Raw genomic sequence first — 22,599 nt, 5'->3', positions numbered from 1 at the left:
TGAGATTACCCGTTATTGCATCACGAAACCTGTGAACAATACCTGTTCGACCACTTCTGTTCCGGTATATTCCTTCATCGCGGACTGTACTTCTTCCAACGCTTTCTCGCGAAGTTCAATTTTCCCTGCTTCGGTGACCAGATCATCGGCATTGCTGCTACTGAATACCTGCAACAGACGGCCCTGAATGAGCGGCATATTCACTTTTGCCGTTTCTTCGTTGTCAGACCCACGTACCAAAAGCTGAATCTTTATCTGCACGGTGCGCTCGCGTCCACTGCCGGGAATATGAAACAGCAGAGGTTGTGGCATGGCAACATAAAGCGCAGTGCCGATTTCGGCGCCAGCACTGCCTGCACCCGCATCGGCGGCTTCAGCTTCAGCCTCTTCGCCACCTTCCGCGGCCGCTTCGCCTTCAACGCCTTCTTCCGCCACGGGTTCATCACCTGCAAACAAAAAGAAATACGCGCCTGCGCCGCCACCAAGCAACACCACTACGATGATGATAATGAGCATTAACTTACTCTTTTTACCACCACCCTCTTCTTCAATTTGTAACTCTTCATCAGCCATTGAAACAACCTCATCAATCAGAATGGCAAGTATTATGGGACTTTAACTGTAATTGGCAAGACGCTTCACGTATGCGCAATCACGGTTAAGCATAGTCGTCTATTCCACCTTGCGCCTGTCGGGTCAAAGATTGTTCAACCACTTGAGTTTCTTCTTCGCCACCGCCAGCAAACTGACCATTGCCACCATTGCCTGAGCCTTCACTGCCCTGTTTGTTGGCTTCACCCTGTTGCTGTTGGTTAACGAATGACTCTCCCAGACTGATGCCCTGCTCGGCCAGCATTTCGCGTAAGCGCGGTTCCGCTTGTGCCAATGCGTCTCGGGCCTGTGGAGATTGCACAACAAAATTGACTGATGCCGTATCACCGCTCACATTAACCCTCACCTGCATACTGCCGAGTTCAGGCGGATCTAAGCGAATTTCTGCCATTGAATTTCTGGCATTCACCATCCAACGTACTTTTTCAGCCAGTTGTTGCTGACCTTCAGGTTGATGAATGTTCACCGCTTTGTCGGCATCTGCGGGCTGTTGAAGCACACGCTCTGCTTTCACTTGCTGGATATCGGCAAGGGTATTTTCAGCCCGGGACTGCACGCCCGCCATGATAGTGGGGTTCCCCGCACCTGCCACTTGCGTGGCCGCATTCACCAACAATGATAATTGCTGCATTTCGCCGGCTATGCGTTGTTCCATGTTGTCATCGGGTAGAATATCCGCCCCATCAATCACCTCAGCAATCATGGCCTCTAGCGTTTGTGCGGGCTCCACACCAGCATCAAGTTTGGTTTGATACTGCTTAACAGCATCCATCACGCCCTGTTTTACCTCAGCCTTTTGCGTTTCATTGCTACTGTCAGGCAAAAGCGCGACGACTTTATCTGCCAACGATTCCGCTACCAGTGTTTTAGTGGTGTCTTCGGTTACCGCCAGATTTTTCATCAAATCGTTTGCCGGCACCAGGGGTAATGCCGCGCTGCCGCCATCAGTTGCGTTTTTATCTGCTTCTTTGCCGCTCGGCTGCTCTTCTGTGTTTTCGCCAAGTTCACTTTTTATCAGTGATACCAGTAACTCTGCGTCGGTGACGATGATGTCTGCTTCAGCAGAAGTCTCGCCGTCAGCAAGACTTTCAGCAATCCGGTTTAGATCTTTGCTGCCATTTTTTGACAGGCTTGCAAGCAGTGAGGCCGCCATTTTCATTACGTCGTCAGTCACAACGTCGTCGGCCTTGCCCGGCTGCTCGCCGTTTTCTTCACTGGCCATGAGCTTTTTCACGGCTTCATTCAACGCTTCGACCAAGGCGGCTAATTCGGCGTTTTTATCTGTACTTGCAGTATTTTCGACGTCAGTTTGAACTGTGCCTTTTAAACTCGCGATGAGTGCTTCAAGGTCGGTATCCGGCGAGACAACATCGGTGGACAAGGCTGGGTCATCAACAATAACGTCGCCCCCGCCAGAAGCATCTATTACAATGTCTTGCTCAGCCGCGGTTTCGTCACCACTGTTAAGCTTGCGGATGGCATCGACAAAAGCCAACCAGTCAGGCTGTATGTCGATATCAGGTTGGATGTCTTCCGTGCTCTCCTCAATTGCCTCTTCACCCTGAGCCAACAAGGCGTCATCGTGTTCGGTGTCGACATCCGCTGCATTTTCGCCATTATTTCCATTGCCACTACTTTGGGTTTTCCTGGTAGTGACCTCATTGGCTGACTGTTCAGACTGCGACTGCGCTTCATTGCTATCACCACGGCGAGATTGCTCTTCCACCTTTTTCTCAACCGGTGTGTCACGTTTAACCGAACGATTAACCGTAATGTCATCTGCGTTCTTTTCCCGTGGCTTGTTCTCACGCACAGGCGGGGATTGAGTCGCTTGCGTAAATACCTCTTCAAAAGCCTGATTTTGGCTTGAAGAATCCGCACTTACTGTCGATGATTCTATATCGACTGGCAGAGCGGCAATATCTGAACGTTGCGTGGCAACTTGTTGCATCATAATCTCAATCCTCTTCCCGCAGACTGTGTGTTTTCGTCAAAAAACAGTAAATTGGGTGGGTTATTTTTCGTCACGGAAAAGACTATTCAAATCCTGTTCCAATTGTTTAATTACTATGAAATTTACTTGAAAAATTGTTAGTAACCTGACTTGGACAACTGATTTCTATAGAATTTTTGTGAAGCGAACTCATCACTCATGATTTGTTCCAGGCGAGATTCTTTTTGACGGGCTTCAAGGGCTTTTTTATCGATTAACATATCCACGGCTTTCCGACGCTTTTGCTGTTCCAGCCAGGCACGTTTACGCTGATCGGCCACCACGGTAGCCTGAGAGATAAGGTTCATTTGCTGTTGGCAGGCTTTATCCAGTTTACCCACAAACGAAAGATGTTGATGATACGCTTTCGCGCCCACACCACTCTTGCCAGTGGCCTGAATTTGACGCAAATAATCCAACCGATATTGCTGCAGGCTACTTAACTTTTGACGTTGCTGGGTAACATGCTGCTGCGCGAGCTGAAATTGCTGCGCCGCCTTCTGTTCCTTTTCCAGTTCAAACTTAGCGACTAAATCAAGTTGACTCATGGCTGTTACCCTTTACCTAACCCACCCGCCAAGGCAGTCATGCCTTGAAGGCACTCACTGTAAGGCAGAATATTCTTCATACCTTGCTGCAGGAAAGCGTTAATTGCAGGTTCGGCACGAATGGCCAAATCGATACGCGGGTCTGAACCTTTGGCATACGCACCAATGGAAATGAGATCACGGTTTTGTTTGTACATTGAGTAGACCTGACGAATACGTCTGGCTTGTTCTAAATGTTCGTCGCTGGTTACCATCGGCATTACCCGGCTGATAGAGGCTTCAATATCGATTGCAGGATAGTGACCACTATCGGCTAACGAACGGGACAACACAACATGACCGTCCAGTATTGCCCTCGCCGCATCGGCAATGGGATCTTGAAGATCGTCGCCTTCCGTCAGTACCGTATAAAATGCGGTGATCGAGCCTTGATTTTCGCTGCCATTACCCGCCCGTTCTACCAAAGCAGGCAGCCTTGCGAACACCGAGGGTGGATACCCCTTCGTTGCCGGTGGCTCACCCACCGCCAACGCAATCTCGCGCTGTGCCATGGCATAACGTGTAAGAGAATCGATTAATAGCAGCACATTCATGCCCTGATCGCGAAAATACTCCGCAATGGTCACGGCTGTTTCGCACCCTTTTAACCGCATAAGTGGTGAGGTATCAGCTGGCGCTGCTACAACGACCGCACGTTGACGCTCTTCTTCGGTGAGAATGTCGTGAATAAATTCTTTTACTTCTCGTCCCCGCTCGCCGACCAGTCCCACTACTACAACATCGGCCTGACAGCCCCGTGTCATCATACCTAGCAGCACGGACTTTCCGACACCGGAGCCAGCGAATAGCCCCATACGCTGACCGACACCCACCGTATTCAGGGCATTAATAGCACGAACACCCACATCCATGGGTTCAGATATTGGTCGACGACTTAACGGATTTATCGGGGGCTTGTTCGTGGATACGCGGGTATCGGCTTTTACTGGTCCCAAACCGTCTAGCGGCTGGCCATTACCGTCGACCACGCGACCCAGTAATCCCATGCCCACTGCCAAACCACTTTGGCGGTTTAACGGAAGTACCCGAGATCCCGGCACAATGCCACGTACCGCCTCAGTTGGCATGAGATAAGTAATGTTTTCACCAAAACCCACTACTTCCGCTTCTATCTCTCCTTCAACAGTCTGGACCATGCACTGACTGCCCACAGGAAGTTGGCACCCCACAGCTTCAAGCGTAAGACCGATACCCCGGACCAGTTTTCCCGCTGCCACAATAGGAGGCTGAGGAATATCGCCACACAGTTTTTCGAAATAATTACCCCAGGGGCTAGTCATCGGACAATCCCTGGTCGAGCAGAAAGCGATTCAATACATCACGGCAGCGACGTTCAACAGACACATCGACAGCATTTTGTTGGGTGGTGATATCGCAACCACCACGAGACATTGCCGGGGCTTCAATGAAATGCCAGCCCTTCGCGGCAATCGTTTCATCGCCATAGTGATTTTTAACAATTTGAATGTCGTCGGGATGCATGGATATATGGAACTGTGATTCAGCCACTGGCAGCGCTTTTAAACCTTCAGCCAACGCCTGCATGACCACATCTTCACTGGTCTGCACTTCTGTTCTGATAACTGCACGGGCGAGAGACACCGCTAATTTCACGAGTTGCTTACGGGTGTCTTCGTTAACCTGAGATAACGGTGCCACTAGATTATCTGCCAGTGAAGACCAATGCCCGGCCAAAGCGGCCATCTCTTCGGCAGCGGCATTTAAGCCTTCTTCTTTACCGGCCTGCAGTCCGGCTTCATAACCTTCCGGTTTGCCTTCTTCAAAGCCAGCAGCTTTGCCTTCGTCAAATCCGGTTTGCTTACCTTCATTATACCCTTCGTCATAAGCAGACTGACGAATGGCTTCGATTTCTTCCGCCGTTGGCGGCAAAATTTCTTCCTCCTCAGCTTCGGGAGGCTCGTATTTCCAGTCGCTACGACGATTCAGCGCATTGGTGCGGGTGAGCTCTTCTGTGGTCTGCGCTTCATCAAGAAATGGCAAATCCCAGGACTTCGCATCTGAAAATTCATCATTCTTCGGCAATTTATCATTCATGGCAGATTAGTCCGTTACAGGAACTCTTCGCCGCCACCGCCGCCCAGCATAATTTCACCGGAATCAGCAAGACGTCTGGCCACCGACAGAATTTCTTTCTGTGCAGTTTCCACTTCAGATAAACGTACCGGACCGAGCGCTTCAAGATCATCCAGTAACATTTCTGCCGCCCGGGCCGACATGTTGCCAGTGATTTTATTTTTAAGCTCTTCATCAGCGCCTTTAATGGCTTTCAGCAGTGAGTCCTGATTCACTTCGCGCAGGATTGCCTGTATGCCGCGATCATCCACGTCTATCAGGTTATCGAATACGAACATCAGATCCTGAATTTGCTGGCTCATTTCTTCATCTTGTTCACGGATAGCATCCATCAACTGACCTTCAATGGAGGTATCGAGGTAGTTCATGATGTCGGCAGCAGACTTCAGGCCGCCCATTTTGGCCGCTTGTGCACCTGCCTGACCGGCAAACTGCTTCTCCATGATTTCGTTCAGCTCCTGCAAGGCTGCGGGCTGAACTTCTTCTAAATTGGCGATACGCATTAGCAAGTCCAGACGCACTTTTTCAGCGAACTGCGACAAAATCTCCGCACTTTGCTCAGGCTCAAGATAAGACAATACGATGGTTTGAATTTGCGGGTGTTCGTTTCGAATAATACCGGCCACCTGCTTGGAATCCATCCACTTGAGAGAATCAAGCCCTTTGGCGCCGCTGCCCATCAAGATTTGATCGATCAGATTCGCCGCTTTATCTTCACCCAGTGCGGCAGTAAGTGCGCGCTTCACGAAATCCTGACTCTGGAAGCCGATGGTGCTGTAATTTTGAATCTCTTCAATGAAATGCTTATGCACGGCAGTAATCTTCGGTTGAGTCATATCGTCAACCTTCGCCATTTCACCGCCCAATTTTTGCACCTGCTTCGGTTCCAAGTGCTTGAGGATCTGGGCTGCATCTTCTTCTGACAAACTCAGCAACAAGATAGCGGCCTTTTCTACCCCTTCCAGTTTACTAATGTCATAAGTTTGTTGGTTATTATCTTCAGGCATTTTGTTGAACCTTAGTCATCCAGCGTCAACCAGCCCTTAACAACCTGTGCGGACAACTCAGGTTCATTCGCAACCAGCGCACGCACAGCTTTAAGAACATCTTCATCTTTGTGTAAATCTGGCAACATGAGCGAGCCATCAGGTGCAAAGCCAACCTGACCTTCATCAAAATCCTGACTCAGCATGCTAATGGTATCGTCACCCAGATCTAAGCCCTCATCCGCATCGAAGTCGTCAGAGTCTTTGGTCTCATCAGGATTGATCAGACGACGCAACATTGGGCGAATCACGAAAATGATCAGCACAATAATGATGAGTCCGCCCACAACCAGTTTAAGTATAGGTAAGATTTCCGGACGTTCCCAGAAAGGTAAATCTTCGACGCCTTCCTCATCCATACGGGTGAAAGGCACACTGACTACTTCCAGAGAATCTCCGCGAGCCACATCAAAACCAATTCCACCTTGCAGTAATCGACGGATATTCAGAAGTTGCTCCTGGGACTTCGGCGCGGTGGTGACACTGCCATCTTCAGCGGTTGTACGGTCATGATCAACAGCCACCGACACGCTCAGACGACGAATAACACCAGTCTGTTTTTTGGTGTGACTGATAGTGGTATCCAGCTCGTAATTTTTTGTCGATTCGCGGTTGCTACGACCAGGCACAGGCGCTGATTGCCCGTCTGCGCCAATGGCGTTTTCTGGAATGTTAGAATCAAGCGGAGGCTGATTGGTGAGTGCGCCCGGAATACCGCCGTTAAGCCCACCCACACTGTTCGACTCGATAGTCATTTCGCTGCGCACAGCGGGTAAGTCTGGGTTGTAAGTACGCTGAGTTTGTTCCATGGCAGTAAAGTCCATAGACACATCAGCTTGTGCTGTGTAGTTTCCTAAACCAAGTACCGGGATCAGAATAGCATCAATTTTTTCCAAATATTCCTGTTCGCGCTGACGCTCAATTTCATATTCTTTACGTGCCCGGGCACTCATAGAATCCTGAGAACCGGAATTCAGTAATCGACCATTGCTGTCTGTCACCGTTACCCGCGCAGGTTCCATGCCTTGTACCGCAGAGGCCACGATATCTACCACGGCATCCACTTCTTCACCCGCAATCACCTTTCCGCGTTTCGCGGTTAGCACCACAGTCGCACTGGCTTTTTTCTCACGGCGGGCAAACACATTTTCTTTCGGCATCGCCAACAGGACTCTGGCTTTCTGAATGCTTGCCATGTCTTCAATGGTCGCCGCGATCTGCTGCTCACGGGCATGTTTCAATCGCTCCATTTCCACGCGTTGCGATACACCAAAGCCCATGTCTTGCATGATAATTTCAGTGCCATCATCACCAGCACGGGTCAACCCCTGGCGGGTCATGCCAAGGCGAATGGTTTGGAATTCATCGGTAGGCACTAGAACTGTGTTACCTTCCAATTTATATTCAATTTGATTGGCATCAAGGTAGTCTAAGGTCTCGATGAGCTCTTCAGTTTCCAGCTTTGCCAACGGGCGATAATCAGGCTCTTGCGCCCACAACAAAATAAAGATGGCAATGGCAACACAAATTACCAGCACCACAGCAAGCGCCATTTGACGAACCATGTCGGCACTACCAAGGGTGTCCATGAACCCGGATTTATTTTCTGCACCGGAATTGACGCTATCGTCGACTCCGTCGCTTACGGTTAAGTTAGTACCTGTTGCTTCAGCCAAGACGTACTACCCCACTACACCGACATGTTCATAATTGTTTTATAGGCTTCCAGCACTTTGTTTCTCACCTGTACTGTTGCTTCAAAGGCAATACCTGCTTTTTCTTTCGCAACCATAACCTGGGCCAGGCTGAGAGAGGGATCGCCCATTTCAAACCGCTGTTGTAAATCTTTTGATTCCAACTGCATATTGTTTACCCCTTCCACTGCCTGCTTAAGCATGGCTGAAAACTCACTGCCAGATGCATTTTTTACTTCTAATGCCTGTTCCGGCATTTCTGTGGCCTGCAGACGGGTCTGGCCGATCATAGATTGCATTTCCTGATACAAACTGTTGGCTTTAATGTCCATCGCTGACTCCTGAAAATTTACGGTTCGTCAGAATACTGTCTGACTTAGTTTCTTAAATAGACAACAGCAAAAGCAATACCAACTTTTTTAAGTTATATAATTCAGAAGCTTAGAGGCGATGCCAAATAACTGACACAGAATTGACAAAAAAAAGCCACGGTTGAATACCGTGGCAAGAGGCTTGTGTGTGAAACACGCACACATTGCAATGAATCGATTTTTTTTACGCAGGTACGTCGATGCCTTCATCACGCATGCGTGCCAATTTATAGCGTAACGTTCGTGGACTTATACCCAGCTTCTCTGCGACATCTTTTCGTTTCCCTTTGCATAGCTGAAGGGTATCAAGAATGATCTGGTGCTCTTGATGTCGTAATTCAGAGCCGAGTTTACTGTCGTCAATTACGGGGTCGTCGATACTTGCGGTATGGCTGACCAGTGTGGCGGTCATGTCGATCATCAGATCTGAAGATTCGATAACCTCACCGTCGCAAAGTATTAACGCCCGTTGCATTACATTCTCAAGCTCTCGCACATTGCCCGGCCAGTCATACTGCACAAGCTTATTGCGGGCAGCAGCAGAAAGCCGTATATCGCGATGTTGCTTGCTGTCTGCATGGCGGGACATTAGATGTTCCGCTAATGGCACGATATCACCAGGGCGCTGTGCCAACGGCAACCAGATAATGGGGAACACATTCAGACGATAATATAAATCTTCGCGGAATTCGCCCGCCTCTACGGCTTGCTTGAGATCGCGGTTACTGGTTGCAATAACACGCACATCCAGCTCGATGGTTTTTCGGCCACCAAGCCGTTCGACTTCTTTCTCCTGCAAAACGCGAAGCAATTTAGCCTGCAATGCCAAATCCATTTCCGTAATTTCGTCGAGGAGGATGGTGCCACTCTGCGCTTGTTCAAACTTACCCGGACACGCCTGAACGGCGCCCGTAAACGCGCCTTTCTCATAACCGAACAACGTCGCTTCGAGCATATTTTCAGGAATGGCGGCACAGTTGATAGCAATAAAGGCTTCGCCTGCCCGGGCTGACTGGTCGTGAATGTATCGAGACAGCACTTCCTTCCCTGAACCGCTGGGGCCGAGTACCATGACGGTTGCTTCAGAGCCCGCCACTTTGCGAGATAACTCCAATAACTTTAAACTTGAGGGATCGGCAGCAATGGGCGTTCGAGATTCAATTTTATGCGATGGCGCATAGCGGCTAACCAGATTCAACAACACTTCTGGAGCAAAAGGCTTGGAAAGGTAATCAGTGGCGCCATCACGCATTGCTTGTACCGCATCGTCGATAGTTGCGTAAGCCGTCATCAGCAATACCGGTAATTGTGGATAGCGCAGTCTGATATTTTTAAGTAGTGTCAGCCCGTTCATTTCGCCCATTTGTATATCGCTGACCACCAAATCGATATTCTCTGACGCCAACTTGACCAGCGCGTCTTCAGCGGATGCTGCTGCCACAACACGATAATCTGCAAGCAGTAGCGTGTCATTCAGTGCTTCGCGCAAACCGGCGTCGTCTTCGACAATTAAAATAGTAGAATGACTCATGACTTGGCTCCTGTGATCGCAGCGGAAAATGAAGATGATGGTTTTACGGTTACCGGTAAGGTCATTGTGAAACAGGCGCCCCGCCCGTCCAGGTTGGTGACACCCAACTGGCCCTTATGGGCATTCACAACAGATTTCACCACGGCTAAGCCCAATCCGGTTCCATGGGTTTTAGTGGTAAAAAACGGTTCGAAAATTTTCTGACGCATGGAAAGCGGTACGCCAGGCCCCTGATCAATCACTGAAATAGCAATATGCTCACCACTGCGGACCACCGACAGATTAATCACGGCACCTTGTGGACTGATCTGGGAACCGTTATGAATAAGATTTAAAATAGCACCTTGCAACGCTGTGAGATTTCCCGTTAGTGTGGATTCTCCATCGAAACCTTGAATGCTAAGGGTTTGCTCGGCTTGCTGAACAATGGTGCGGGCATTAGGTTCAATAGCGTCAAGGAGATGGGTCAAAGAAATCTCGGACACAACCTGATCTTCACCGGACTTAGCAAACAACAGCATGTCGTTTACCTGACTTTCTAATTCTTTGAGGCGATCAGTGAGTTTACCCGCGAAATCCCGGGTTGCATGCTCACCTAAACCTTTGCGTTTTAAATTAGCGGCATACAGCATTGCTGCAGACAATGGTGTACGGATTTGATGTGCCAACGAGGCCACCATTTTACCGAGCGCAGATAAACGCTGCATATGACTCACCCGGGCTTGTAACTCACGGGTTTCAGTTAAATCGGTGAGTACAATTAGCTGGCCTGGTTCGTTTTCGAGGGGCGTAATGGATAATTTAACCCGACGGCCATCGATAAGCGATACTTCATGGCCATCGTCTGCCCGAGGTTTAAAGGAGCGAGCAATAATGGTTCGCCATAACTCGCCTTCTAGGGGCTCGCCCAGTAACTCACTGGCCTGACTGTTAACCTGCCGAACAACACCCTGACCGTCCAGAACGATAACGCCAGCAGGCATCACTTGCAGAAGATGCGACAGGCGACTTGCTTGCTTTTTGAGGCTATCAATATCGTCACCGACACCGGCATCATCAGATGCAGTGTTGTAACGGTATTCAGAAATTTGTACTGATGTGTCGCTATACAGTGAAGAATAGCTTTGTCCATCGTATGCCATAAACCCTCGTCAAAAAGCAGACATTGTGCCTTATGAAGATTAATGCATTTGATGTGCCAAAAATAAAAATCAATAAATACAAAAGCTTATTAGCATTTACTGGGCGACTTTACAGTCAATTATCTGACGGGACGGACTCTTCTCGCTGAATTTCGTACTTGCGCATTTTTTCAACCAAGGTGGTTCTACGCATGCCCAGTTTATCGGCAGCACGGGCAACTACCCACTCTTGCTGATCCAGCGCCTGAATGATGAGATTAATTTCCAGTTCTGAAAGGTATTCTTTGAGGTTCACACCGCCTTCTGGTAACTGAGAGTTATCAGACGAGGCTTCCGGTGCTGCAGGTTGAGGCGTACTTTCTGCGTCGCGATCTGCTTCGCTGGCCGCAGCCTCAGCAAACAACTCGTTAAAGGCATCACGCTCTAACAGTTCCTCTGGATAATCAGGCTCATAAATCTGAATTTCGCCATATTGATACTTCACTGGCAAATCCTGAATATCCACAATCTGATTCGGATAGAGAATGCTTAAGCGTTCTACCAAGTTGGAGAGTTCACGAACGTTACCCGCCCAATCATGTTCCATCAGCGACGATATCGCCATTTCTGTGAATTTAACTACTGAAACGCCATCGCCCTGAATACGACTAATCAGTTCTTGTAACAGCAGCGGAATGTCTTCGCGACGTTCACGCAGCGCAGGGCTGTCGATGGGGAAAACATTCAGACGATAGTACAAATCCTCACGGAATTTATCGTCTTTAATCATGGTTTCCAAATTACGGTGCGTTGCCGCGATGATACGCACGTTTGCGCGGATCGGCGTGTGTCCACCCACCCGCTCGAAGGTTCTTTCTTGTAGAACGCGCAGCAGTTTTACCTGCATCTGCAATGGCATGTCGCCAATTTCATCAAGGAATAATGTACCGCCTTCAGCCAATTCAAAACGCCCTTTACGTGCACTGATTGCGCCGGTAAAGGCCCCTTTTTCATGACCAAACAACTCACTTTCCAGCAGTTCACCAGGAATAGCACCGCAGTTTACTGGAATAAACGGGCCATCTTTACGCTCTGAAAGGAAGTGCACGTTACGTGCAATCACTTCTTTACCGGTACCCGATTCACCAAGGATAAGCACGGTTGCATCAGTAGGTGCCACCTGCTCTACCAGCTTACGAACGATTTGAATTTGCTGACTTCGACCAACAAGACTACGGAACAAGCGGGTTTTGAGCCCGGCGGTTTTTACAGGGCCTGGACGATGTCGGGAATATTCCTGACAGCGATGAATAGCCTGAGTGAGTACCGGATAAGTAATAGGAAGTGTTGCAGTGCTGACCAGATTACAATTAGGCGTTACCTGGCCGTCTGCAGACTGTATCGCGACAAAAGGGATGTGAGGAAACTGCGCGACCAGATTTTGAACCTGGTCGGGTCTGGCGTAATCAACCATCACTGCTTCCACTGAATGGATATTTAAATAGCCAAGGCTATCTGCGAAAGATTGCCCAAAGCAAGCTTCCCCCATGAAAGTAATGACTGTCTCCAACTTTTGAATAAGTTCGCCGTTATCACTAACGAGCAAAATTTCCTTCATCGATTCCTCGAGAACGCGTTTTTATTATTTACAGTCTAGCGCATCTGTCTGATTGTAGCGGTAAAAAATCAGTTCGGAAACACTGATTCTCGTTTTGTAATAAAAAAAAGCAGTCCACACTGCTTCTTTTTGTTTAAAACATAACCATTTAGGATTTATTAACTGAGTAGCGCGAGCACCTGACCCTGTTGCTGGTTGGCTTGTGCCTGGACCGTCGTTGCCGCTTGCCCACGTACATCATTCGCAACACTTTCAGAAACGGCCTGAGCATAATCCAGATCTTGAATACGGCCTCTTGCCTCGGTGGTGTTTACATCAGCCTGGGTCAAATTACGGGCAGTACTCGCCAGCGCGTTCTGTGTTGCGCCCAGGTCGGCACGGAAGCCACCGACGGTTTCCAACGCCGCATCGGCAGCATCTAACGCATCGGTTAAATTATCGGAAGTGACGTCAATATTGAGTAAGCCCGATAAATTGCCTGCCACATCGCTGGTGTTCACTCCCACCTTCTGGTCTGGATTTGCACCCACTTGAAAACTGATTTCGCCATCGGCATTCAGTAACGGCTTACCGGCAAAGGTGGTTTGCTCTATGGTTTGCGTGATGTTTTCCTGAAGCTGCGTGATTTCAGATTGAATGGCCTGACGGTCGGCGTCGGACAAAATACCGCTACCCGACTGCAACGTGAGTTCACGAATACGATTGGCGTCGTTATTAATGCCTTCAAGGCCACCCTCGGCGACCTGCGCCAATGAGATGCCATCGTAGACATTGTTCACAGCCTGGCGATTACCTTCGACCTGAGAAGTCAGGCGATCGATAATTTGCTGAGCAGCAGCCCCATCGGCAGCGCTGTTAACTTTTTTACCAGAGGCGAGCTTCTCCATCAGGCTGGTTTGTTTTTCCTGAACCTGTTGAAGTAGTGAAGTATTAGATGATGCATCACTATTAAAGTTGATCATTTGAGAAGTCTCCTCAGCACAACGCTAACTAGAACCACGGTAAGTGAATCGTAACGATTTTACTCAGGTTCAAATTCTGACTCAGGTTTAAATATAGCACAAACCCGTCATATTGTTTGATAGTATCAAAGCCAGTACAACGAATCACTTTTTGTTCAGTTCAAAAGGTCTCAGAATTGACACGTGAGTGTTAAAAACTATAACTGAAATTTCAGGTACAGGTAGCCGGGCTTTGGCCGATATAACAAGGACTGAACGAGAAAAGCATGATGAAAATGACCACTATTGTCACCTATGGCACTTTCGACCTTTTTCACATAGGACACGTTAAATTGCTAAAGCGCTTACGAGCCCTTGGCGATCGTCTGATTGTCGGTTTGTCTTCTGATGAGTTTAATCAGCAAAAAGGGAAAACCACGGTCATCCCCTATCATGATCGTCGCGAAATTCTGCTGGCGTGTCGCTATGTCGATGACGTATTTCAGGAAAACTGCTGGGAGCAGAAGCGGGAGGATCTCATTCGTTTGGATGCAGACATATTCGCCATGGGCGATGATTGGGTAGGTCAGTTCGATGATTTACAAGATATTGTGAAAGTGATTTATCTGCCACGAACGAAAGATGTGTCGACCACTGAATTGAAAACGGTGATCCACGAAATACAAGATGAAAAAATCAGAGAAATTCAGAAAGTGACAAGGCACCTTCATGGGCTTATTGAAAATATCTGATGATTTTAACCTCTGAAATGCACCGTCGAGGTATAAGAATCAAACAGACAAAACACTGATAGTGTTAAGGTTTGTGGCAAAGCTACCGACACATGATATATTTAACTTAACAATCAAAAAAATAGCGGGCGTGATATGTTCGATGGAAAGTCTATATTAATCACCGGTGGCACCGGGTCTTTTGGTCATAAATATACCGAAACGCTCCTTTCTCGCTATAAACCTAAGCGCCTGATTATCTACTCACGCGATGAACTCAAACAGTTTGAGATGCAGCAGCGGTTTAATGCCCCCTGCATGCGTTACTTTATCGGTGATGTACGTGACAAAGACAGACTGACCCGCGCGATGCAGGGCGTAGATTTTGTTATTCACGCTGCGGCGATGAAACAAGTGCCCGCAGCAGAATATAACCCCACTGAATGTATTCGCACCAATATCGACGGAGCCGAAAGCGTCATAAACGCCGCTATCGATAACGGTGTAAGTAAAGTTATTGCCCTTTCGACAGATAAAGCCGCCAACCCTGTAAATCTTTACGGTGCCACCAAGTTAGCTTCGGATAAATTATTCGTTGCAGCTAATAATATGGTGGGTGGACGAAAGCCGCGTTTTTCAGTGGTTCGCTACGGCAATGTGGTAGGTTCAAGAGGCTCGGTTGTGCCTTTCTTTGAAAAGTTAATTGATGAGGGCACAGACCATATTCCGGTTACCCATCAGAATATGACCCGCTTCTGGATTACTCTGCAGCAAGGCGTAGACTTCGTGCTCAAGAATTTTGAGCGGATGTTAGGGGGAGAAATCTTCGTACCGAAAATCCCTTCTATCCGAATCACTGATCTTGCCCAGGCGATGGCCCCTGAACTGCCAATCAAAATTGTAGGCATTCGCCCCGGGGAAAAACTTCACGAAATGATGTGCCCTGGCGACATGGCTTTCCATACATTCGAGTTTGACGATCACTTCGTTATCGCCCCTGCTATTAAATTTTTCCATCGGAGTAATAACTTCACCAGTAATGCGCTTGATGAAAAAGGAAAACCTGTCGACGAAGGGTTTGAATACGTGTCAGACACTAACCCGCACTTTTTATCAGTACAGGAAATCTGTGCTTTTAACGAGGAAGCGAAAAAGTGATTCCGTACGGTCGACAACATATTGATGAAGACGATATCAAGGCCGTTGTCGAAACACTAAAATCAGATTGGTTAACGCAAGGCCCTGCCGTACCTCAGTTCGAACAAGCCTTAGCAGACTACTGCCAGGTTCAATTTGGTGTCGCGGTAAATAGCGCCACCTCAGCGCTTCATGTCGCTTGTCTGTCGCTAGGCGTGGGAGAAGGCGACCGTGTTTGGACCTCGCCGAACTCTTTCGTAGCCTCAGCCAACTGCGCATTATATTGTGGTGCTGAGGTCGACTTTGTCGACATAGACATTACCTCTGGTAACCTGTGTGCAGTGGCTTTGGCCGACAAACTGGAACAAGCAGCACGCACCGATACATTACCCAAAGTGGTGATTCCTGTTCACTTCGCCGGACAATCCTGTGACATGGAAGCCATCGCGAAGCTGGCAAAAAAGTACGGTTTTAAGGTTATCGAAGACGCATCGCATGCAGTGGGTGCGAGTTATCAGAATAGCCGTGTGGGCTGCTGCCAATTCTCTGATATCTGTATTTTTAGTTTTCATCCGGTCAAGATTATTACCACCCTGGAAGGGGGAATGGCGATGACCAACAATGCTGAACTGGCAACTACCATGCGATTGCTTCGAAGCCATGGCGTTACCAACCATCCGGATAGCATGAAAAAATCATCCGACGGCCCTTGGTACTATGAACAAATAGCACTTGGCTATAATTATCGCATGAACGACGTTGAGGCCGCCCTGGGTGCCAGTCAGGTAAACAAGCTCAGCGAATTTGTCACGCAACGAAATCGTGTCGCAGCCCTCTACTACCAACGATTCAGCGACGAAGAAACCATAATTCCGCTTGTTGTTTCACCATCATGCGTGAGTAGTTTTCACTTGTATGTCGTGAGGATTAACGCCATCACGCCAGAACAGCAGTCTTGGTTAGTGTCTTCGCTGCGAGAAGCCGGCATTTTTGCTCATTTGCACTACATTCCTATTCATACGCAACCCTTCTATCAAGAGAAAGGATTCAACTGGGGAGACTTTCCCGCAGCGGAAAACTACTACCGTCAGGCAGTCACTTTACCCGTGTTTCCAGATTTAACACCTTCACAAGTTGATTTTATTGCCGATACATTACTATCGCTCGTTAATTCTTTAACCAGGTAGCGGTGCGTTTACTTTGGTAAACGCGGTTTAGCTTAACGGTAAAACATCGAACATTATGAATATTGCTATTATTCCAGCCAGAGGCGGCAGTAAACGGATACCCGGAAAAAACATTAAACACTTTTGCGGTAAGCCCATAATTGCTTATTCCATTGAAGCGACCCTGGGTTGTGCGAATATCGACAAAGTCATCGTGTCTACTGACGATCAATCTATTGCTGAAATCGCTGAATTTTATGGCGCGGAAGTGCCTTTTCTCAGAGACAAGACATTAGCAGACGACCACACCGGCACCACTCCGGTGATACGGCACACGTTGTCAACGCTGATGGCCCAAGGCATGGCTGTGGAAGTTTGTGCTTGCATCTATGCCACTGCCCCCTTCCTTGCTAGCACTACCATTGACAATGCGATCAGCAAATTAGTCACTCTCAATGCAGACTTTGTGTTTACCGCCAATCAGTTTTCCTTTCCCATTCAACGGGCCTTAATAGAAGACTCAGACGGCGGCGTGCTCCCCTTCTCTGCACAAGATATTGGCAAGCGTTCTCAAGATTTAGCGGACACTTTTCACGATGCTGGACAATTGTACGTGGCTAAATCAGAAACGTGGCTGAACAAGAACAAACGGGTATTTTCACCAGGTTCCAGAATGCTCACACTCCCGAGCCACAAGGTGCAGGACATCGATACACCCGAGGATTGGAAGCGTGCTGAAATTCTTTATAAGGTGCTGCATGAGATGGGGGAAATATAGTTGCTGATCGCTTTTCGCGTTGATGCCAGTCATCATATCGGCGCCGGTCACGGCATGCGCTGCCTTACCTTAGCGAAGTCGCTAAAAACCATGTTGCAGAACTGGGTACCCGATATTCAAATTACTTTTGTAGCAACAAAAGGGGCAGATATGTTGCTCGGACTCATTCGCGAACAGGGTTTTGGCTATATTGAAGTTGACGCCATAGCGAGTTCGGTGGCACATATCCCTGCTGACTTATGGATAATCGATCATTATCAGTTAGATCAACGCTTTGAAAGTGATTTGGTCAATGCTGGCAAAAAAGTGATGGTTATCGATGATTTGGCAAACCGCGACCATCATTGCGACTTATTATTGGATTGCAATCTTACGGATAACTTTACGCAACGGTATCAGCACCTTATTCCAGAAAAATGCGAAGTGCTTTTAGGTCCACAATATGCACTTTTAAGAGAAGAGTTTTATCTCGACGGTTCGAGCCACCAGCAAACTCACAGTGCAGTACCAAGGGTGCTGATATGCTTTGGCGGTAGCGACCCGGTTAATATGACGACAACAGCGTTAGATGCCCTGGAATTATGTAAAGAAAGCCGCCTTTCTGCCGATGTGGTAATAGGTTCGTCGCATCGAAATAAACAAGATATCCTCGAGCGCGTTAGCCATTGTCAGCATATTGACGTTCACATCGACTGTACCTATATGGCCGCGCTAATGCGTAAAGCCGATGTGATGATAGGTGCGGGCGGTAGTATGCACTGGGAACGATGTATATCTCAACTTCCCGGGTTAGTGGTGACCATTGCCGAGAATCAAATAGAAAGTACGGTTTGTGTGTCTAAACAGGAAGCATGCGTGTACGCCGGCCATTACAACGAGGTGAGTGCAAAATGCATTGCCAGTTTACTCACTGCCATGCTATCAGATACTAATAAACTGACCGCAATGGCACAGCAGGCCGGTGCTATCTTGCCTGCTAAAGCGGGAACACCAGAGGTGTGTCGTCAAATTATTCGTCATCTTCTGCCGGAAGTAAATCTGGTGATACAGCAACGACAGCAACATCAACAACAGCAGCAATAACAAGCGAGAAGCAAAACGTGAAAACCATAGACATTGGCCCTTTTTCGATTGGCAGCAACCAGCCCCCGTTTATTATTGCGGAATTGTCCGGCAATCATAATCAGGATCTGGACTTGGCTTTGCGTATGGTTGATGCTGCCGCAGATGCTGGCGTTCATGCATTGAAGTTACAAACTTACACCGCAGATACCATGACCATTGACGTCAAGCATGGCGAGTTTTTCATCGATGATAAAAACAGTTTGTGGCAAGGGTCATCGCTATACGACCTCTATCAGAAAGCGCATACGCCCTGGGAATGGCACAGTGCGATATTTGAAAGAGCAAAGTCCAGAGGCATGGTGGCATTCAGTACCCCCTTTGATGCCAGTGCCGTTGATTTCTTAGAATCACTCGGCGTGCCTTGCTATAAAATCGCCTCTTTTGAAAACACCGATCACGCGCTTTTGGCCAAGGTTGCCCAAACCGGTAAACCCGTCATTGTGTCTACCGGTATGGCAAGCCTGACTGAAATAGCAGAAATTGTAGAAGTGCTTCAGAGCAACGGCTGTGACCAATACGTGTTGCTGAAATGCACAAGTCAGTACCCAGCAGATCCCATTAATGCAAACCTTGCCACCATTCCTCATTTGAAACAGATGTTCCAATGCCACGTGGGCTTATCAGACCACACGTCAGGCTTAGGTGTGGCAATTGCTGCAACAGCAATGGGCGCCAGCGTGATTGAAAAACATTTTGTTATTGATCGCAGTGCCGGTGGCGTCGATGCCGCTTTCTCACTGGAACCGGATGAATTTGCAATGCTGGTGAAAGAAACTGAGCGCGCAGCCATTGCCATTGGTACGGTGAGTTACGGCTGTACCTCAGCGGAAGTGAATTCGCGTATACACCGTCGTTCTTTGTACATCTGTGAAGATTTATCCGCAGGAGAAGTGCTCACTGAAAAGAACCTAAGAGCAATTCGTCCCGGTCTTGGTTTACCGGTTAAGTATTTAGCCCGACTGCTTGGCAAACAAGTAAAACACGATGTGGCAAAAGGCACCCCCATGTCTTGGGACCTAGTGTAAATGGAAAGAAAATACCCATCTAGCCACTTTTCGCTGCTTAACCATGGGCAGTTGGAGCGTGTATTAGCATGGCGAAACAAGCCGCATATACGCCAAAATATGCATCAGCAAGATACTATCTCGCTGCAGCAGCACCTTGCCTGGTTTGAGAACTTAGCAAACGATCCAACCCGGGTTTTCTTTGTGATGGAACAAAACGAGCGCCCTATCGGTGTACTCAACTTTACATTAAAAAGTGAAAACCCGCTGACGCTGGAATGGGGCTGTTACCTGGGTGAAGATGATGTGTGGCCGGGTTCAGGATTGCTCCTTGAAATTGCCGCGCTGGAGTTTGCCTTTACACAAACCAGCGCTGAGCGACTGTATGCCGAAGTATTATCGTTTAACACTTCAGTATTGAAGCTCCATAAATTGTTTAATTACACACCATTGAAAGACGGAGACACCATTTCCCGCAGCGGGATAAACCATACCGTCAAACGCTTTGAGTATACGAGAATGCAATGGCTCACATCGAAAGACGAATTATTGGCCCGTATTCCAAAACAAATAGCCCTGGCAGCACACAATATCTCATTTGAAAATGAGATAGAATTCTTCAAGCGCCATGCCCCTTCGCCTACAGCAAAAAGAGATAATGAGCAGGATGACTGACTTACGAGACACCATATTAGACAGCATGCGTCAGGTAGCACTAATTTCTGACTGCACCCTTGTTGACAATATCGACGATGACACCGTACTACTTCAGAGCGGCCTGGACTCCCTTGGCTTTGCAATGCTCGTGGCTCAACTCGAAGAAGAATTTAATGTCGATCCCTTCAGTGAAATGGAACTCGCTGTTTACCCAAGAACGCTGGGAGATTTCGTTAGCGTTTATCAGAGCGTACTTCAACCCAGTGAATAGTCTGCTAGCGCGCATTCAAACTTATTCAGGCCCGGCCGTTATCACACATGATGGTCGGACAATTAGCTATGAAACGCTCAAAGCTAATGCCACCTCTTTGCGTGAAACTTACTGCAACGCCGCTATGGATTCAGGTGACGGCCTTTCTGGTAGCGAAGCGATTACCGATCTCGCCCACTTCGTCACAACATTGTTGGCGCTAGAAAGCGTTGCAGAGCATATCACCTTTACGCCGGAAGCACTCCGTTACAAACTGGCGACAAGCGTCTCTCATTTGACAATAGCAACAACCTGGTTCATTCAAACATCGGGGACTACCGGCAATCCTAAAAGAATCGCACATACCACATCGAGCATTTGCTCAGCGATACAGATAAAACCACACTTATCCGAATTGCGCTGGGCACTCACGTATCAGCCTTACCGATTTGCCGGTTTGCAGGTTGTTTTACAGGGCATACTGAGTGGTGCGTGTACCATCGACTGCCTTCGCGGAGACATTGCAGATAAATCCAGGCAGATGCTCAACGGGCAAGTAAATGCGCTTTCTGCAACGCCTTCCTTTTGGCGACAATTCTTACTCACCGAACCCAGCCACCAATTGGCGTTTTCACGGGTTTCGCTGGGTGGTGAAATTGCTGATCAGCCGCTTCTCGATGCCCTTGTATCAAGATATCCGAAAGCGAAAATATTCCATATCTATGCATCCACCGAGGCCGGAGTGGGATTTGCCGTTAGCGATGGAAAAGCAGGTTTTCCCGAACAATGGCTAGAAACTGGTGTTAACGGTATTAGACTACGGGTAAAAGAGAATATTCTTTGGCTAAAACCAGCGATCATCGCCAACACAGTGAATCGGAAAAATAGCAATGAAGCGGTGGTTCACACTGATGAAAATGGCTATATCAATACGCAGGACGCCGTGAGCATATCGCATCACCGCGTGTTCTTTAAAGGCAGGGATAATGGTGTCATTAATGTTGGCGGACACAAAGTATTCCCAGAACAGGTTGAATCCGTACTGCTTTCTGCCGAACAAGTTGCACTGGCCCGCGTGTACAGCAAGCCACATAAAATTTTAGGTCAGATTGTGATTGCAGACGTGGTGTTGCAGGCACCAGAACTCGATGAACCCGTTGGTGGAGCGACGAGCACGACATTAAGCGCGAAGCAGTTACAAATGGCGTTGATGCTCCATTGCAAAACACATTTGAATAGAGCCGACATGCCGACGAAAATCAATATTGTTCCTACGCTCCCTTTGTCTGACAGCGGCAAAGTGTCGCGTCAGTGAACACTATTGTGACAACAAAACAGATAAACCAGACTTAAAAATCAAAAAACACGGAAACAACATGGATAAATCAGAACAAGCAAAACCCCTGGTGGTTGTTACCGGAGCAGGACGAGGTTTAGGACTGGCCATTTGCAAACAATGTCTTGAGCAGGGTTATCGCGTGGTGGCCATTTCCAGAACCCTGTCAGCAGAATTAAAGGGGTTGCAAGGAAGTAATTTAGACGACCTGCATTTTGAACCCTTTGATCTGATTGAGCTGGATGACATTCATCACCTTTGCAAAACGATTATTGCTAAATACGGTAGACCCTACGGGCTGATAAATAATGCTGCCGTGGGTTTTGATGGCGTGCTTGCCACCATGCACAACAGTGAAATTAGCAGTTTACTGAATATCAATGTGCAAGCCCCTATCCTGCTGGCGAAATACCTATCAAGAAGCATGATGCTCAATCGTGGTGGTCGCATCATTAATGTTTCGTCCATTATTGCCAGCACAGGATTCAATGGACTAAGTGTTTATGCAGCGAGCAAAGCCGCGCTTGAAGGCTTTACCCGGTCGCTTGCCAGAGAAGTGGGCAAAGCGAATATTACCGTAAATTGTGTGGCACCAGGCTACATGCAAACAGACATGACTGAGTCATTACAAGGAGAGAAACTGGAGAGCGTGAAACGTCGAAGTCCGCTAGGAAAACTGGCTACGCCCGAGGATGCAGCAGCGGCAGTATTATACTTGTTAAGTCAGCACGCTAAATCAGTAACCGGCACCGTGTTGACAGTAGACGCGGGCTCTACGGCATAACG

General features: G+C 48.1%; 22 protein-coding genes. 10 read left to right on the top strand and 12 right to left on the bottom strand.

Translation table 11 applies throughout. The annotated features are described in order from the left end of the window. Positions 1-12: 12 nt before the first annotated feature. The 12 genes from fliL to ACXAFQ_RS01485 all read right to left on the bottom strand — a co-directional run bounded on the left by fliL (position 13) and on the right by ACXAFQ_RS01485 (position 13,650). The gene (fliL, locus tag ACXAFQ_RS01540) at positions 13-573 is read right to left on the bottom strand and encodes a flagellar basal body-associated protein FliL (protein WP_474817839.1); all 561 of its coding nucleotides are present in this window, start codon (positions 571-573) and stop codon (positions 13-15) included. 85 nt (positions 574-658) lie between these two features. Then, positions 659-2,566, bottom strand: a complete 1,908-nt coding sequence (locus ACXAFQ_RS01535; RefSeq protein ID WP_474817838.1) for a flagellar hook-length control protein FliK — start codon at positions 2,564-2,566, stop codon at positions 659-661. A gap of 137 nt (positions 2,567-2,703) precedes the next feature. Beyond that, the gene (fliJ, locus tag ACXAFQ_RS01530) at positions 2,704-3,153 is read right to left on the bottom strand and encodes a flagellar export protein FliJ (protein WP_070127032.1); all 450 of its coding nucleotides are present in this window, start codon (positions 3,151-3,153) and stop codon (positions 2,704-2,706) included. A 5-nt stretch (positions 3,154-3,158) separates the two neighbouring features. Beyond that, positions 3,159-4,493, bottom strand: coding sequence for a flagellar protein export ATPase FliI (gene fliI, locus ACXAFQ_RS01525; RefSeq protein ID WP_474817837.1), 1,335 nt, complete (start codon positions 4,491-4,493; stop codon positions 3,159-3,161). Then, on the bottom strand, positions 4,486-5,268 hold the full coding sequence (fliH, locus tag ACXAFQ_RS01520) for a flagellar assembly protein FliH (RefSeq protein WP_474817836.1): 783 nt from the start codon (positions 5,266-5,268) through the stop codon (positions 4,486-4,488). The genes fliI and fliH overlap by 8 nt, the downstream gene beginning before the upstream one ends. Before the next feature lie 14 nt (positions 5,269-5,282). Next, positions 5,283-6,314 carry a flagellar motor switch protein FliG gene (gene fliG / locus ACXAFQ_RS01515; RefSeq protein WP_070127035.1) on the bottom strand — a complete coding sequence of 344 codons (1,032 nt, stop codon included), beginning with the start codon at positions 6,312-6,314 and terminating at the stop codon, positions 5,283-5,285. An 11-nt stretch (positions 6,315-6,325) separates the two neighbouring features. Beyond that, the gene (fliF, locus tag ACXAFQ_RS01510) at positions 6,326-8,029 is read right to left on the bottom strand and encodes a flagellar basal-body MS-ring/collar protein FliF (protein ID WP_474817835.1); all 1,704 of its coding nucleotides are present in this window, start codon (positions 8,027-8,029) and stop codon (positions 6,326-6,328) included. A gap of 14 nt (positions 8,030-8,043) precedes the next feature. Continuing rightward, entirely contained in the window at positions 8,044-8,379 is a 336-nt protein-coding gene (fliE, locus tag ACXAFQ_RS01505) for a flagellar hook-basal body complex protein FliE (RefSeq protein ID WP_070127037.1), read from the bottom strand. 223 nt (positions 8,380-8,602) lie between these two features. Next, positions 8,603-9,949 (bottom strand): sigma-54-dependent transcriptional regulator, encoded by a 1,347-nt coding sequence (locus ACXAFQ_RS01500; RefSeq protein ID WP_070127038.1) that lies wholly within the window; start codon positions 9,947-9,949, stop codon positions 8,603-8,605. After that, the gene (locus ACXAFQ_RS01495; RefSeq protein WP_474817834.1) at positions 9,946-11,091 is read right to left on the bottom strand and encodes a sensor histidine kinase; all 1,146 of its coding nucleotides are present in this window, start codon (positions 11,089-11,091) and stop codon (positions 9,946-9,948) included. Before ACXAFQ_RS01495 ends, ACXAFQ_RS01500 begins: the two co-directional genes overlap by 4 nt. A gap of 115 nt (positions 11,092-11,206) precedes the next feature. Continuing rightward, positions 11,207-12,688, bottom strand: a complete 1,482-nt coding sequence (locus tag ACXAFQ_RS01490) for a sigma-54 dependent transcriptional regulator (protein ID WP_474817833.1) — start codon at positions 12,686-12,688, stop codon at positions 11,207-11,209. Positions 12,689-12,846: 158 nt separating this feature from the next. Further along, positions 12,847-13,650, bottom strand: a complete 804-nt coding sequence (locus ACXAFQ_RS01485; protein WP_070127041.1) for a flagellin — start codon at positions 13,648-13,650, stop codon at positions 12,847-12,849. Positions 13,651-13,925: 275 nt separating this feature from the next. Between ACXAFQ_RS01485 and ACXAFQ_RS01480 the strand changes: the two genes are divergently transcribed. The 10 genes from ACXAFQ_RS01480 to ACXAFQ_RS01435 all read left to right on the top strand — a co-directional run bounded on the left by ACXAFQ_RS01480 (position 13,926) and on the right by ACXAFQ_RS01435 (position 22,597). Then, a complete protein-coding gene (locus tag ACXAFQ_RS01480) occupies positions 13,926-14,381 on the top strand; it encodes an adenylyltransferase/cytidyltransferase family protein (protein WP_474818392.1) in 456 nt (151 codons plus the stop codon). A 135-nt stretch (positions 14,382-14,516) separates the two neighbouring features. Continuing rightward, the gene (gene pseB / locus ACXAFQ_RS01475; RefSeq protein WP_070127043.1) at positions 14,517-15,518 is read left to right on the top strand and encodes a UDP-N-acetylglucosamine 4,6-dehydratase (inverting); all 1,002 of its coding nucleotides are present in this window, start codon (positions 14,517-14,519) and stop codon (positions 15,516-15,518) included. Continuing rightward, positions 15,515-16,684 carry a UDP-4-amino-4,6-dideoxy-N-acetyl-beta-L-altrosamine transaminase gene (gene pseC, locus ACXAFQ_RS01470; RefSeq protein ID WP_474817832.1) on the top strand — a complete coding sequence of 390 codons (1,170 nt, stop codon included), beginning with the start codon at positions 15,515-15,517 and terminating at the stop codon, positions 16,682-16,684. Before pseB ends, pseC begins: the two co-directional genes overlap by 4 nt. Positions 16,685-16,739: 55 nt before the next feature. Further along, positions 16,740-17,441, top strand: a complete 702-nt coding sequence (gene pseF, locus ACXAFQ_RS01465) for a pseudaminic acid cytidylyltransferase (protein ID WP_474817831.1) — start codon at positions 16,740-16,742, stop codon at positions 17,439-17,441. Further along, positions 17,442-18,524 (top strand): UDP-2,4-diacetamido-2,4,6-trideoxy-beta-L-altropyranose hydrolase, encoded by a 1,083-nt coding sequence (gene pseG / locus ACXAFQ_RS01460; RefSeq protein WP_474817830.1) that lies wholly within the window; start codon positions 17,442-17,444, stop codon positions 18,522-18,524. Between the two features lie 17 nt (positions 18,525-18,541). Then, positions 18,542-19,591 (top strand): pseudaminic acid synthase, encoded by a 1,050-nt coding sequence (gene pseI, locus ACXAFQ_RS01455; protein ID WP_474817829.1) that lies wholly within the window; start codon positions 18,542-18,544, stop codon positions 19,589-19,591. After that, positions 19,592-20,245 carry a UDP-4-amino-4,6-dideoxy-N-acetyl-beta-L-altrosamine N-acetyltransferase gene (gene pseH / locus ACXAFQ_RS01450; protein WP_474817828.1) on the top strand — a complete coding sequence of 218 codons (654 nt, stop codon included), beginning with the start codon at positions 19,592-19,594 and terminating at the stop codon, positions 20,243-20,245. Beyond that, the gene (locus tag ACXAFQ_RS01445) at positions 20,238-20,498 is read left to right on the top strand and encodes an acyl carrier protein (protein WP_474817827.1); all 261 of its coding nucleotides are present in this window, start codon (positions 20,238-20,240) and stop codon (positions 20,496-20,498) included. The genes pseH and ACXAFQ_RS01445 overlap by 8 nt, the downstream gene beginning before the upstream one ends. Continuing rightward, entirely contained in the window at positions 20,401-21,792 is a 1,392-nt protein-coding gene (locus tag ACXAFQ_RS01440) for an AMP-binding protein (protein ID WP_474817826.1), read from the top strand. Before ACXAFQ_RS01445 ends, ACXAFQ_RS01440 begins: the two co-directional genes overlap by 98 nt. Positions 21,793-21,853: 61 nt before the next feature. After that, a complete protein-coding gene (locus ACXAFQ_RS01435; protein ID WP_474817825.1) occupies positions 21,854-22,597 on the top strand; it encodes an SDR family NAD(P)-dependent oxidoreductase in 744 nt (247 codons plus the stop codon). The last annotated feature ends 2 nt before the right edge of the window (positions 22,598-22,599 follow it).

The sequence above is a fragment of the Alteromonas sp. ABH2_165 genome (genome assembly GCF_056159945.1).
Note: the sequence above shows the minus strand (reverse complement) of the source record. Positions and strands in the feature narration are given on the sequence as shown.

Coding starts and splice junctions, on each gene's coding strand:
- fliL (WP_474817839.1), bottom strand. CDS start 573: ATGGCTGATGAAGAGTTACAAATTGAAGAAGAGGGTGGTGGTAAAAAG.
- ACXAFQ_RS01535 (WP_474817838.1), bottom strand. CDS start 2,566: ATGATGCAACAAGTTGCCACGCAACGTTCAGATATTGCCGCTCTGCCA.
- fliJ (WP_070127032.1), bottom strand. CDS start 3,153: ATGAGTCAACTTGATTTAGTCGCTAAGTTTGAACTGGAAAAGGAACAG.
- fliI (WP_474817837.1), bottom strand. CDS start 4,493: ATGACTAGCCCCTGGGGTAATTATTTCGAAAAACTGTGTGGCGATATT.
- fliH (WP_474817836.1), bottom strand. CDS start 5,268: ATGAATGATAAATTGCCGAAGAATGATGAATTTTCAGATGCGAAGTCC.
- fliG (WP_070127035.1), bottom strand. CDS start 6,314: ATGCCTGAAGATAATAACCAACAAACTTATGACATTAGTAAACTGGAA.
- fliE (WP_070127037.1), bottom strand. CDS start 8,379: ATGGACATTAAAGCCAACAGTTTGTATCAGGAAATGCAATCTATGATC.
- ACXAFQ_RS01500 (WP_070127038.1), bottom strand. CDS start 9,949: ATGAGTCATTCTACTATTTTAATTGTCGAAGACGACGCCGGTTTGCGC.
- ACXAFQ_RS01495 (WP_474817834.1), bottom strand. CDS start 11,091: ATGGCATACGATGGACAAAGCTATTCTTCACTGTATAGCGACACATCA.
- ACXAFQ_RS01490 (WP_474817833.1), bottom strand. CDS start 12,688: ATGAAGGAAATTTTGCTCGTTAGTGATAACGGCGAACTTATTCAAAAG.
- ACXAFQ_RS01485 (WP_070127041.1), bottom strand. CDS start 13,650: ATGATCAACTTTAATAGTGATGCATCATCTAATACTTCACTACTTCAA.
- ACXAFQ_RS01480 (WP_474818392.1), top strand. CDS start 13,926: ATGACCACTATTGTCACCTATGGCACTTTCGACCTTTTTCACATAGGA.
- pseB (WP_070127043.1), top strand. CDS start 14,517: ATGTTCGATGGAAAGTCTATATTAATCACCGGTGGCACCGGGTCTTTT.
- pseF (WP_474817831.1), top strand. CDS start 16,740: ATGAATATTGCTATTATTCCAGCCAGAGGCGGCAGTAAACGGATACCC.
- pseH (WP_474817828.1), top strand. CDS start 19,592: ATGGAAAGAAAATACCCATCTAGCCACTTTTCGCTGCTTAACCATGGG.
- ACXAFQ_RS01445 (WP_474817827.1), top strand. CDS start 20,238: ATGACTGACTTACGAGACACCATATTAGACAGCATGCGTCAGGTAGCA.
- ACXAFQ_RS01440 (WP_474817826.1), top strand. CDS start 20,401: ATGTCGATCCCTTCAGTGAAATGGAACTCGCTGTTTACCCAAGAACGC.
- ACXAFQ_RS01435 (WP_474817825.1), top strand. CDS start 21,854: ATGGATAAATCAGAACAAGCAAAACCCCTGGTGGTTGTTACCGGAGCA.